At 73.0% G+C, this 12,148-nt stretch carries 11 protein-coding genes; 5 read left to right on the forward strand and 6 right to left on the reverse strand.

What is annotated here, in order from left to right; all coding sequences use genetic code 11:
- The first annotated feature begins 65 nt into the window (after positions 1 to 65).
- The gene (locus AC1DYZ_RS00360; RefSeq protein ID WP_477063242.1) at positions 66 to 839 is read left to right on the forward strand and encodes an SDR family oxidoreductase; all 774 of its coding nucleotides are present in this window, start codon (positions 66 to 68) and stop codon (positions 837 to 839) included.
- A 164-nt stretch (positions 840 to 1,003) separates the two neighbouring features.
- Positions 1,004 to 1,660 (forward strand): class II aldolase/adducin family protein, encoded by a 657-nt coding sequence (locus AC1DYZ_RS00365; RefSeq protein WP_477063243.1) that lies wholly within the window; start codon positions 1,004 to 1,006, stop codon positions 1,658 to 1,660.
- A gap of 2 nt (positions 1,661 to 1,662) precedes the next feature.
- Here AC1DYZ_RS00365 and AC1DYZ_RS00370 read toward each other — a convergent pair whose 3' ends face one another.
- On the reverse strand, positions 1,663 to 2,577 hold the full coding sequence (locus tag AC1DYZ_RS00370) for an AEC family transporter (RefSeq protein ID WP_477063244.1): 915 nt from the start codon (positions 2,575 to 2,577) through the stop codon (positions 1,663 to 1,665).
- Between the two features lie 133 nt (positions 2,578 to 2,710).
- On the opposite strand from AC1DYZ_RS00370, the gene AC1DYZ_RS00375 reads away from it, so the two are divergent.
- The 3 genes from AC1DYZ_RS00375 to AC1DYZ_RS00385 are packed head-to-tail and all read left to right on the forward strand — an operon-like array spanning position 2,711 to position 6,641.
- On the forward strand, positions 2,711 to 3,469 hold the full coding sequence (locus AC1DYZ_RS00375) for a 3-ketoacyl-ACP reductase (RefSeq protein ID WP_477063245.1): 759 nt from the start codon (positions 2,711 to 2,713) through the stop codon (positions 3,467 to 3,469).
- A complete protein-coding gene (locus tag AC1DYZ_RS00380; RefSeq protein ID WP_477063246.1) occupies positions 3,469 to 5,490 on the forward strand; it encodes an FAD-binding protein in 2,022 nt (673 codons plus the stop codon). The genes AC1DYZ_RS00375 and AC1DYZ_RS00380 overlap by 1 nt, the downstream gene beginning before the upstream one ends.
- A complete protein-coding gene (locus tag AC1DYZ_RS00385) occupies positions 5,490 to 6,641 on the forward strand; it encodes a GDSL-type esterase/lipase family protein (protein ID WP_477063247.1) in 1,152 nt (383 codons plus the stop codon). The genes AC1DYZ_RS00380 and AC1DYZ_RS00385 overlap by 1 nt, the downstream gene beginning before the upstream one ends.
- Position 6,642: 1 nt before the next feature.
- Here the strand turns inward: AC1DYZ_RS00385 and AC1DYZ_RS00390 are convergent, their stop codons facing one another.
- The 5 genes from AC1DYZ_RS00390 to AC1DYZ_RS00410 all read right to left on the reverse strand — a co-directional run bounded on the left by AC1DYZ_RS00390 (position 6,643) and on the right by AC1DYZ_RS00410 (position 12,111).
- The gene (locus tag AC1DYZ_RS00390) at positions 6,643 to 6,966 is read right to left on the reverse strand and encodes an SHOCT domain-containing protein (protein ID WP_477063248.1); all 324 of its coding nucleotides are present in this window, start codon (positions 6,964 to 6,966) and stop codon (positions 6,643 to 6,645) included.
- A gap of 62 nt (positions 6,967 to 7,028) precedes the next feature.
- Entirely contained in the window at positions 7,029 to 7,907 is an 879-nt protein-coding gene (locus tag AC1DYZ_RS00395; protein ID WP_477063249.1) for a sugar phosphate isomerase/epimerase family protein, read from the reverse strand.
- The gene (locus tag AC1DYZ_RS00400) at positions 7,904 to 9,067 is read right to left on the reverse strand and encodes a Gfo/Idh/MocA family protein (protein ID WP_477063250.1); all 1,164 of its coding nucleotides are present in this window, start codon (positions 9,065 to 9,067) and stop codon (positions 7,904 to 7,906) included. Before AC1DYZ_RS00400 ends, AC1DYZ_RS00395 begins: the two co-directional genes overlap by 4 nt.
- A 411-nt stretch (positions 9,068 to 9,478) precedes the next feature.
- The gene (locus AC1DYZ_RS00405; RefSeq protein ID WP_477063251.1) at positions 9,479 to 11,002 is read right to left on the reverse strand and encodes a mannitol dehydrogenase family protein; all 1,524 of its coding nucleotides are present in this window, start codon (positions 11,000 to 11,002) and stop codon (positions 9,479 to 9,481) included.
- Entirely contained in the window at positions 10,999 to 12,111 is a 1,113-nt protein-coding gene (locus AC1DYZ_RS00410) for a LacI family DNA-binding transcriptional regulator (protein WP_477063252.1), read from the reverse strand. Before AC1DYZ_RS00410 ends, AC1DYZ_RS00405 begins: the two co-directional genes overlap by 4 nt.
- Positions 12,112 to 12,148 lie beyond the last annotated feature (37 nt).

Consider the following 12,148-nt stretch of genomic DNA (forward strand, 5'->3'; position numbering starts at 1 on the left):
GCGCGCTTCCTAGCGTGGAGACGAGGCCCCTCGATGGCGTCGGGCCCAGTCCCGAAGGAGTCGTCATGCGCACCGTCGTCGTCACCGGATCGGCATCGGGAATCGGTCTCGCGACCGCAGAGCTCCTGCGTGATCGCGGTGACCGGGTCATCGGCGTGGACCTCCACGACGCGGACGTCATGGCGGACCTCACCACCGTCCAGGGCCGGGCGACCATGGTCGAGCGGGTCCGGGAGCTGAGCGGCGGCACCATCGACGCGGTCGTCGCCAACGCTGGCCTCGCCCTGCCCGTTCCGGCCACCGTCGCCGTCAACTACTTCGGTGCGCTGGCCACCCTCGAGGGCTTGCGGCCGCTGCTGCTGGGCTCCGACGCGCCGTCTGCGGCGCTCACGAGCTCGATGGCGAGCCTCATGCCGTACGACGAGCTGCTGGTCGACGCCGCGCTGGCCGGCGACGAGACGAAGGCGATGGCCCGCGCGCAGGAGGTGGCCGACGCCGGCCACGGGGACCTCCTCTACGCGTCGAGCAAGGTGGCGCTGAGCCGCTGGATGCGACGGGTCGCGGCGACGCCGGAGTGGGCCGGCGCCGGCATCCCGCTCAACGGGATCGGCCCGGGGATCGTCGAGACGCCGATGACGGCCGACCTGCTCGCCACCGACGAGCAGCGCATCGCGATGGCGGGCACGGTGCCGATGCCGCTGAACGGGTACATGCAGGCCGAGGTCCCGGCCCGCCTGCTCGCGTGGCTGGTGAGCGAGGAGAACACGCACCTGTGCGGTCAGCTGGTCTTCGTCGACGGCGGCTCGGACGCGGTGATCCGCGGCGACAGCACCTGGTGACGCGACAGACCGACGCGCGGTGCCGCTGCGGACGGGTCCGCGCGCCGGTCGTGCCATCGTCCGCCGGCGCCCCCGCTGTCGCGGGGACCAAGGTCCCGCGTGCGGGGGCGTCGTCGGCGCCAGGATGAGATGAAACGATTCATCCCGATCGAGAGGTGTCGGCCATGCTGCAGTCCCACCGCACCGCGCAGGCGACCCCGCAGGTGCGCGACGAGATCCTGTACTACTGCCGCGAGTCCGTCCGGGCCGGCCTGAACTTCAACACCCAGGGCAACATCAGCGTGCGCCTGGGCGACGAGGCCATCGTCATCACGCCGTCGGGCGTGCGGTACGACCTGATGACCCCCGACGACCTCGTGATCGTCGACCTCGACGGCAACGTCCTGTCGGGAAGCCTGCTGCCGTCGACCGAGCTGCCCGTGCACCTCGCGCACTACCGTCGGCGCCCCGAGGTGCAGGCGATCGTGCACACCGAGTCGACGTTCGTGAACGTGCTCGGCGTCCTCGGCCGGACGATCGACCCCGTCCTGCTGAACATGGTGCTCTACGCCAAGGGTCCGGTCCCGGTCATGCCGTTCGAGTTCTCGACGCACGCGGAGTTCGGCCGGCGCAGCGCCGAGCTCATGGGCGACGACGTCAACGCGGTCGTGTGGGCGAACCACGGGCTGCTGGCGGTCGGCACGTCCCTCGAGCTCGCGTTCAAGGTGGCCGTCGCGGTCGAGGAGAACGCCGAGGTGCTGCACCACGCCAGCCTCGCCGGCGTCCCGAACGTGCTGGTCTACGACCGCATCGTGGTCCCCGAGGGCGCGCGGCTGCCCTGAGCTCAGCCGAGCGTGCCCGCGACGACGAGCAGCACCGGCACGCACAGAACGGTCGTCACGAGGCCGGCGTCCCTCGCGAGCGCCTCGCCGTGCCGGTATTGCATCGCGTAGACGAGGACGTTCTGCGCGGTCGGCAGCGCCGCCATGGCGACGACCGCGAGCAGGGCGTGCGGGGGGAGGCCGAGGGTCGTGCCGAGCCCCCACGCCAGCAACGGCTGCACGACCGTGCGCAGGGCGACGGCGAGGGCCAGGTCGCGCCGGGGGGCCGCCGTGTCGACCGACCGCGGCACGGCGAGCGACATGCCGAATGTGAGCAGCGCGAGCGGGGCGGCGGCGGCGCCGACCAGCCGGAAGGGCTCGAACACCACGTCGGGCAGGTGCCAGGGAAGCGCGGCGAGGATCAGCCCGACGAGGGTCGCGACGATGATCGGGTTGCTCAGGGTGCGCCGCAGGACCGGTCCGGGCCGCAGGGGACCCGTCCGCGCGTCGAGCACCGCGAACGCGATCGGCGCCAGGACCAGCAGCTGGAACAGGAGCGTCGGCACCACGGCGACGGCGTCGGCGAGCAGGTACACCGCCAGCGGGAGCCCGATGTTGCCCGCGTTGACGTAGGAGGACGCGAGCGTGCCGACGGTGGCGTCCGCCGCGGACCGGCGCCACCCGAACCGGAGCACGAGGACGGCGACGAGCGCGACGACGGCGGTCGAGCTCCACGTGACGACGGCCGTGCGGGACAACAGCAGGTGCAGATCGGCATGCGCGACCGTGGTGACGAGCAGGGCGGGCGTCGCGACGGTGAAGACGACGCGCGCGAGCACCGGGGCCGCCCGCTCGCCGAGCACGCCGCGGCGCGCGAGCAGCCAGCCGAGCGCCACGACCAGGCCCATGGTGCCGAGCGCGGTGACGACGGCCGTCATCGAGGGATCACGCGCCCGATCCTCGCACGGGGCCTTTCGTCGGGAAAGCGCTTGCCTCGGTGCCGTGCGGCATGGCACGATCGGATTCGACGCGCAGGTCACGCGCGCGTCCCGCACACGAGAGAAGGCAACGATGCCGGCAGTCGCACTGGTCACCGGGGGCAATCGGGGGATCGGCCTCGGGATCACGAGGCGGCTGCTCGCCGACGGCTTCGCGGTCTCCATCCTGGCCACGCGCGAGGAGCCGACCGAGCTGCTGGAGTCGTTGGACGCGCCCGGTCGGGTGCGCTACGTGCGCGGCTCGGTGGCCGACCTCGAGGACCACGCACGCTTCGTCGACGACGCGGTCGAGGCCTGGGGTCGCCTCGACCTGCTGGTGAACAACGCCGGGGTCGCTCCCGCCGTGCGGGCGGACCTCCTCGAGGCCGGCCCCGAGAGCTTCGACCGGGTGCTCGGCATCAACCTGCGCGGGCCGTACTTCCTCACGCAGACGTTCGCCAACCGGGTCATCGCGCTCGACTCCCCGAACCTCCCGCGCGCCACGGTCGTCAACGTGTCGAGCATCTCCGCGACCGCCGTCTCCACCAACCGCGGCGACTACTGCGTCTCCAAGGCCGGCGTCGCCATGGCCACCCAGCTGTTCGCGGTCCGCCTGGCCCCCGAGGGGATCGTCGTCTACGAGGTGCGGCCCGGCGTGATCGCCACCGACATGACCGCGGGCGTCACCGAGAAGTACGACGCGATGATCGAGGAGGGCCTCGCGCCCATCAACCGCTGGGGCCGACCGTCCGACGTCGCCGGCGCCGTCTCGATCCTCGCGTCCGGCCAGACCCCGTACTCCACCGGCGAGGTGTTCCACGTCGACGGCGGCCTGCACATCCCGGTGCTGTGATGTCCTCGGAGCTGAACGGCGTCCCGGTCGTCACCGTCAACACCGTCGTCGTCGGCACCGGTTCGGCCGGCTTCTGCGCGGCCGACCGCCTCTGGGAGCTGGGCCAGACCGACGTCGTCATGGTCGCCGACAAGGTCAACGCGGGCTCGTCGCGGAACGCCGGCTCCGACAAGCAGACGTACTACAAGCTCACGCTCTCGGGCGGCGACGGTGACTCCGTGCGGGAGATGGCCGAGACGCTGTACTCCGGCGGCGCGATGGACGGCGACAACGCACTCGCCGAGGCGGCCCTGAGCGCCCGCGGGTTCCTGCGGCTGTGCGACCTCGGCGTCCCGTTCCCGCAGAACCGGTACGGCGAGTTCATCGGCTACAAGACCGACCACGACCCGCGTCGTCGGGCCACGTCCGTCGGGCCGTACACCAGCCGGTCGATGGTCGAGCAGCTGGAGAAGAAGGTCCACCGCAACGGCACGCGCATCTACGACGAGTGCCGCGTGGTCGACGTGATCGTCTCCGACGGAGCCGTCGCCGGGCTGCTGGTGCTGCGCACGGACGTGCCGCACGACGGCGTCGAGAGCCCGTTCCTGCTGTTCCGCTGCACCAATCTCGTCTACGCGACGGGCGGCCCCGCCGGGATGTACGCGACGCGCGTCTTCCCGAACGGCCAGTGGGGCGCGTCCGGCGCGGCCTACCGCGCGGGCGTGCACGGCAAGAACCTCACCGAGTGGCAGTTCGGGCTGGCCTCCACTCACCCGCGCTGGAACGTGTCCGGCACATACATGCAGGTCATCCCCACGTTCGTCTCGACGGATGCCGACGGGGGCGACGAGCGGGAGTTCCTCACCGAGGCGATTCCCGACTACGGGCAGCTCATGTCGCTGGTGTTCCTCAAGGGGTACCAGTGGCCGTTCGACATCCGGAAGGCGCGCGACGGCTCGTCGCTGATCGACCTGCTGGTCTACCGCGAGACCGTCCTGCGCGGGCGTCGGGTGTTCCTCGACTTCCGTCGGAACCCGGTCTCTCCGGAGTTCGATCCCTCCGCGCTCAGCCCCGAGGCGCACAAGTACCTCGACCGTGCGGGCGTGCTCTTCGGCACGCCGATCGAGCGGCTGCGGCGCATGAACGAGCCCGCGTACCAGTTCTACCTGGGCAAGAACCCGTACGTGGACCTCGAGACGACGATGCTCGAGGTCGACGTCTGCGCCCAGCACAACAACGGCGGGCTCGTCGTCGACGCCTGGTGGCAGTCCAACATCGAGGGCTTCTTCCCGGTGGGGGAGGCCGGCGGAGCGCATGGCGTGTACCGGCCCGGCGGCGCGGCGCTGAACAGCGGGCAGGTGGGCGCGACGAGGGCGGCGCAGTTCATCGCGGCGCGGCGCTCGACCGACCCGGCACCGTTCGACGACGCCGCGATCCCGGTGCTCGCCGCGGCGCTCGCGCTGGTTGCCGCCGCCTCCGAGCGAGCGGCGGCCGGCGTCCCCGACAACACCGGCGACCTCCTGCGCGAGGTCCAGGTGCTCATGAGCGCCAAGGCCGGGCCCGTGCGATCCGCGGAGTCGATCCACGAAGCCCTCGTCCAGGTCCACGCGTGGCTCTCGGAGTACGAGTCGACGGTCTCGGCCGATGCCTCGTCGCGCCGCTCCATCAACCGCACCTTCCTGGTCCGCGACATCCTCACCAGCGCGTACGTGTACCTGTCGGCCATGGCGGACTACGTCGCGCACGGTGGTCGGTCTCGCGGATCGGTGCTCTACACCGACCCCGCCGGCGAGATCCCGCACGGGTTGACCGAGCTGCCGTCGGTGTTCCGGTTCACCCTGGACGGCGGCGCGCTCGACGACGAGGTGCAGGAGACGTCGTGGGCGCCCGCACCGGGGTGGCTCCCGGTGGTTCCGCGTGAGTCCGACGACCCCGCCGGCGAGCCCGTCTTCCGCTGGCGCCCACGCCGGCCGATCCCCGAGGACGACGACTTCTTCGAGAACGTGTGGCGCGAGTTCCGCGAGCACGGGAACGTTCACTGATGGGGTTCCCGGTCACCGTCCCGCTGCCCGACCCGCGTGTCGAGATCCGCGGCGCAGCCTGGCTCGAGGAGTCCCTCGACGGCGTGCTCCCACACCGGCTGCCTGCCTGGGCGCGCACGCAGTTCCCCGACGACTTCATGGCGATGGTCGAGGAGCAGCCCTCGGGCGTCCGCCTGCGCTTCCGCACCGCAGCCCGCAAGGTCATCCTCGACGTCCGGGTGCTCCGCGTGGCCGTGGACCCCGCGCCGCCCGGGGCGCCGCAGCCGTTCGACGTCCTCGTCGACGGCGTCGCCGTGCCGCAGCCCGCGGGCGTGGCGGAGGCGGCGGGAGTCATCGCCCTCGAGCCGCTGGCCGGGACGACCGTCGAGCGACCAGGACCCGCCGGACCCGTGCACCTCGTGCTCGGCGGCGACGGCTCGGTCGAGCGCGACGTCGAGATCTGGCTGCCGCCGGGCGAGACGGTTCGCCTCATCGCGCTCACGGCCGACGCCGCGGTGTCCGCGCCGCAGCCCGTCGGGTCGCCGCGCTGGGTGCACCACGGCTCGTCGATCAGCCACGGCGCCGGCGCGGCCTCGGCCCTCGGTGCCTGGCCGGTGGTCGCCGCCCACGCGGCCGGCCTCGACCTGGTGAATCTCGGCTTCTCCGGCAACGCAGTGCTCGACCCGTTCGTCGCGCGCGCCATCCGCGACCAGCCGGCCGACGTCATCACCCTCAAGCTGGGCATCAACGTGGTCAACCACGACGCGATGCGCCTGCGCGCGTTCGTCCCCGCCGTGCACGGCTTCCTCGACACGATCCGCGAGGGCCACCCGGCCACACCCCTGGTCGTCGTCTCGCCGCTGCTCTGCCCGCTGGTGGAGACGACCCCCGGGCCGACCTCCCTCGACCCCGCGGACCCGTCGGTGTTCCGCACGCTCGGCCAGCCGTCCGAGGTCGCCGACGGCAAGCTCTCGCTCACGGTGATCCGGTCAGCGCTCGCGGCCGTCGTCGCGTCGCGTGCCGACGAGGCGCTGACCTACGTCGACGGCACCTCGCTCTACGGCTGGTCCGACTGGGACGACCTGCCGATGCGGGATCTGATGCACCCCGACCCCGCGGCGCACCGGCTCATCGGGAAGCGGTTCGGCGCGGTGCTCGGCTCGCTGCTGTAGCTCAGAGCTCGCCGAGGATGCGCTGCCGGATCTCCCCGAGCTCGTCGGCCGTGATCAGGCCGCGGGCGTGCAGGTCCTGGGCCTCGGCGAGCCGAGCCTCGCTCGGGCGTTCTTCTTTCTCGGGCGCCAGCAGTCGGCTCGAGCGAGCCTGCGCGAGCAGCTGAGCCTCGGCGGTGAACGGGTCGAGGCCGGCCTTCCGCAGGACCGACGCCTTGCGGACGGCGATCACCACCGAGAAGACGATCACGCCGACGATCAGCAGCGGGATGATGACCGCCGCCGCACTGAACGTCGCGTCGAAGGCTGTGGGGGTGAGCGGGTCCATCGCAGGTCCTCCAGCGGTCGGCGTCGACGTCGTCACACGCTAGCGGCGGCGACGCCGGCCCGTCAGAGGAATGGCTGGACGTGCTCCAGATAGCGCGCCGCGAGCGCCGCGACCGTCTCGTCGCCCGGCGCGTCCCAGATCGACTCGTTGAAGATCTCGACCTCGACGTCGCCCGCGTAGCCGGCCTCGGCCACCCACCGCGTGATCGTCGGGAAGTCGATGAACCCGTCGCCCACGTGCCCGCGCGACAGCAGGGCGTCGGACGCCAGCGGCAGGATCCAGTCGCACACCTGGTAGCCCGCGATGCGGCCCGCGGCACCGGCCCGGGCGATCTGGCGCTGGAGGTCCGGGTCCCACCACACGTGATAGGTGTCGACGACGACGCCGACGACGTCCGCGGGGAACGGCTCCGCCATGTCGAGCGCCTGGCCCAGCGTTGAGATGACGGCGCGGTCGGCCGCGAAGATCGGGTGCAGCGCCTCGAGCACCAGCCGGACGCCGTGACCGGCGGCGAAGGGCGCGAGCTCGCCGATGCGGTCCGCCACCCGCTGCCGAGCGCCGACGAGGTCGCGGCCGCCGGTCCCGGGCTGCGCGGGCCGTCCTGGCTCCGTCGAGGCGGGCAGCCCGCCGACGACCATGACCAGCTCGCGGGTGCCCAGCGTCGCGGCCTCGACGATCGCGCGGCGGTTGTCGTCGAGGGCGTCCTTGGCGGCGCGGTCGTCCTCCGCCGTGAGGAAGCCGCCCCGGCACAGCGACGAGACGCGCAGCCCGGCATCGGCGACGATCTTCGCCGACTCGGTGACGCCGGCCTCGTGCACCCGGTCGCGCCACAGCCCGATCGACCCCAGCCCCGCGCGGACGGCGCCGTCGACCGCCTCCTGCAGGGTCCAGCGCTTGGTGGTCGCGGTGTTCAGCGACAGCCGGGCGAGCTCGTTGCTCACAGCGTGATCGTGGGGACGTCGAGGCGCCGGCCCTCCGCCGACGACCGCAGGCCCAGCTCGGCCAGCTGCACGCCGCGCGCGGCCGAGAGCAGGTCGAACCGGTGGGTGCGTCCGGCGACGACGTCGCGCAGGAACTCCTCCCACTGCAGCTTGAAGCCGTTGTCGAGGTCGCCGTTGGCCGGCACCTCGAGCCACTGGTCGCGGAACGACTCCGAGACGGGCAGGTCCGGGTTCCACACGGGCTTCGGGGTGTGCGCGCGCTGCTGGGCGACGCACTTGTTCAGCCCCGCGACCGCCGAGCCGTGCGTGCCGTCGACCTGGAACTCCACCAGCTCGTCGCGGTACACGCGGACGGCCCACGACGAGTTGATCTGCGCGACCACCGGGTCGCCGCCCGGCGTCTCGATCTCGAAGATCCCGTAGGCGGCGTCGTCGGCGGTCGCGTCGTACGCAGCCCCCCGCTCGTCCCAGCGCGTCGGGATGTGCGTGACGGCCTGCGCGTTCACCGTCTTGACCGTGCCGAGGATGCCCTCGAGCACGTAGTTCCAGTGGCAGAACATGTCGACGACGATGCCGCCGCCGTCCTCCTTGCGGTAGTTCCAGCTGGGGCGCTGGGCCTCCTGTCCGTCGCCCTCGAACACCCAGTAGCCGAACTCGCCGCGCAGCGACAAGATCCGGCCGAAGAAGCCCTCGTCCACCAGGCGGCGCAGCTTGACCAGACCGGGCAGGTAGAGCTTGTCGTGCACCACGCCCGCCGTGACGCCCGTGCTCTCGCGCAGCCGCGCCAGGTCGATGGCGTCCGCCAGCGTCTCGGCCGTCGGCTTCTCCGTGAAGATGTGCTTGCCGGCCTTCATCGCCGCGGCGAGGGCCTCGTACCGGCGGCTCGTCACCTGGGCGTCGAAGTAGACGTCGACCGTCGGGTCCGCGATCACCGAGTCGGCGTCCGTCGTCCAGTGCTCGACCCCGTGCAGCTCGGCCAGCTCCCGCACCTTGTCCGCGTTGCGGCCGACGAGGATCGGCTCCACCTGCACACGCGTCCCGTCCTCGAGCGTGACGCCGCCCTGGTCGCGGATCGACAGGATCGACCGGACCAGGTGCTGTCGGTAGCCCATCCGGCCGGTGATGCCGTTCATCCCGATGCGCAGGGTGCGAGTGGTCATGGGTGCTGCTCCGAGTGTTCTGGACCGCGTTGTCGGTCGGAGTGGAATGCGCTTTCCAGCGTAGCGCATCATGGTCCGGTCGCGTCAAGGGGTCCGCGGCTGATCCGGCGGCCGCGGGCCGGGCGTGGGGACGGGTCGTCGGAAGGTCTGGCCGGGCCGGGCGGTCTCGGAACCCGCCGCGTGAGCCGCCCGCTCGCGCACCCCCGCCCCTGTGGCGCGCCTGCGTGGCGGTGGGTGCGGCCTCCGCCCATCGATCCCCGCCCGCGTACGCCGCACACTCCCGCAAACCCCGGCCCCCCGGTGGCGCGCCTGCGTTGCGGTGGGTGCGGCCTCCGCCCATCGATCCCACCGGCCTGTGGCACGGCCCCGCTGTCTCTCGCGCGAGACGTGTGACGTGCGGGCCGTCCCGGCTCAGGCCCGGCTGTTCACCAGGGTCGCCACCGCCGCGCGCACGGCGGAGCGGAACGCCGCCGAGTCGGCGAGGTCGTCGCCGAACACCGCCCGCACGTCGAGCATCCGGTCCGCGAGAGCGTCGAGCGGCCCGGCGGCCGCGGCGGCGAGCGTAGGCGCAAGCGGATCGTCGAGGGCAATCCGGCGACCCTCGACCTCGAGCTCGCCCTGCGTCGTCGCGCGCACGTACGCGATCCACGCCGCCACGGTCATGGCCGCCGCCGTGGGGACCGCGCCGACCGCGAGGCGGTCACGGACGGTGCCCAGCAGGCGCTGCGGGAGCTTCTGCGACCCGTCCATGGCGACCTGCACGGTGGTGTGCCCGGTGTTCGGGTTCGCGAACCGCGCGAGGACCTCGTCGCGGTACCCGAGCAGGTCGAGTCCGTCGGGCGCGACGAGCGTCGGCAGCACGTCCTCGTCGACCAGCGCCCGCACCGCGTGGGCGAGGTCCGGGTCGTCGACCGCCTGCGCGATCGTCGCGTGGCCGCGCAGGGCGCCGAGGTACGCGAGGGTCGAGTGGCTGGCGTTGAGCACCCGGAGCTTGGCGCGCTCGAACGGCGCGACGTCCGACGTGAGGGTGGCCCCCGCGCGCTCCCAGGCGGGCCGCGGTCCGGCGAACGCGTCCTCGATCACCCATTGCGTGAACGGCTCGCCGACGACCAGCCCGGCGTCCGCCAGCCCCAGGAGCGAGCGCGCCTCGTCGCGGTGAGCGTCGGTGGTTGCCGGGACGATCCGGTCGACCATGGTCCCCGGGAACCGCACCGACGACTCGAGCCACCCCCGGAGCGCGTCCCCGCCCGGCACGGCGTCGAGCGTCGCCCCGACCAGGCCGGCCAGCACGGCACCGTTCTCCGCAAGGTTGTCGCAGCAGACGACTGTCATCGGCCCGGAGTCCCGGCGCCTGCGCAGCGCGAGCCCGCGCAGGAGCAGACCGATCGGCGAGCGCGCGGGCGCAACGTCGGCGGACGCGCCCCGCAGCTCGGTGGCGAGGTTCTCCAGATCGACCGCCAGGTCCGGGTCGGTGAGATCCGGTCCGCCTCCCGCGTCGCGCCGGTAACCCTTCTCCGTCACCGTGAGGGTCACCACGTGCGTGGTCGGCGCGGCGATCGTGTTCAGCACGCGCGCGGTGTCGGTCCCGGGAAAGGCGACGGCGCGCAGCGACCCCACGAGCCGCAGCGACGTCTCCTCGGTGCCCTTGGTGAGCACGCCGTACAGGCCGTCCTGGGGGGCCATCTGCTCGACCACCCGGGCGCTGCGCTGCGTCACGCCGAGGATGCCCCAGCCGGGCTCGCCCGTGGCCGCGGCCGCGTCTTCGGTGAACACCGCCTGGTGTGCGCGGTGGAAGGCGCCGAGGCCGAGATGGACCACGCCGATACCCACGGAGCCCGGGTCGAGCGCCGGCAGGCGGACGGCGGGGGACAGGTGCCCGGGGTCGAGCCTCCGCAGCGTCTCGCGGGACAGCCGCGGCGAGCCGACCTCCGTCATCGTGCGGCCACCGTCGATCCGCTCGCCGCGACACCGGTCGACGCGCGCACGACCAGCTCGACGCCGATGCGCACGGTCGGCGCCGCACTGCCCTCGGCGCCGGAGCTCGCGGCGTCGGATCCTGGCTGCCTCCCCGAGGCCGCAGCGCCCAGGGCGGCTGCCAGGGCGGACTCCGTCGCCGTGGGCACGGACCCCGCCTCGACGAGGAGGTCGACCGCTGCCCGACCGAGCCGCGCGAGCGGGACGTTGACGGTGGTGAGCGCCGGGGAGACCAGCGTCGCGGCCGGGATGTCGTCATACCCCACGACCGACACGTCCTCGGGCACGCTCACCCCGCGAGCCCGGAGCCGGCTGAGGATGCCGAGCGCGAGCAGGTCGTTGTGCGCGAGCACCGCGGTGACATCGCTGGCCGCGACCAGGTCGCCCGCGGCGACCCCGCCGCCGAACACCGGTGGGAAGTGTCCGAGGTCGACGACCTCGACGCTGCGCAGGCCGTGCGACGCGTGCTCGAGGCCGCGGCGCCGCTGCGCGTCCGACCACGACCCGACCGGTCCGCCGGCGAACCCGATCCGTCGGTGACCCAGGGCGTACAGGTGCGTCACGGCCTGGCGGATGCCGTCGGCGTTGTCGATCACCACGGACGGCAGCCCGGCGTGCAGGCGGTTGACCAGCAGGAGCGGGACGTCCCGGTCGAGGACGTCGTGGCTGAGCCGGTCGAGCTCGGCCTCCGACATCCGCGGCGAGCAGAGGACCACTCCGTCCACCTGTGCGCCGAGGTGCCCGACGAGCTCCGACTCGAGCCGCGGGTCTTCCTCGGCGTCGGCGACGAGCAGGGCGAAGCCCAGCGCGCGGGCGCGGGCCTGGACGCCCTTGGCGACCGCGGCGAAGAACGGGTTCTCCAGGTCGGGCACGACGAGGCACAGGTTGCCGGTGCGGCCCGTGATGAGCTCCCGTGCCGCCCGGTTGGGCCGGTAGCCGAGCTCGCGGGCGACCTGCTGCACGTGCTCGCGGCGGGCGGGTGCGACGAGGTCGGGTGCGCTCAGGGCTCGGGATGCCGTAGCCGGCGAGACGCCTGCGGCTCGCGCGACATCGCGCAACGTGACCACCACGTCGCCTCCTTCCCGGCATGGGCCGATCGATGAATGC

The sequence above is a fragment of the Cellulomonas sp. P1_C4 genome (assembly GCF_056406355.1).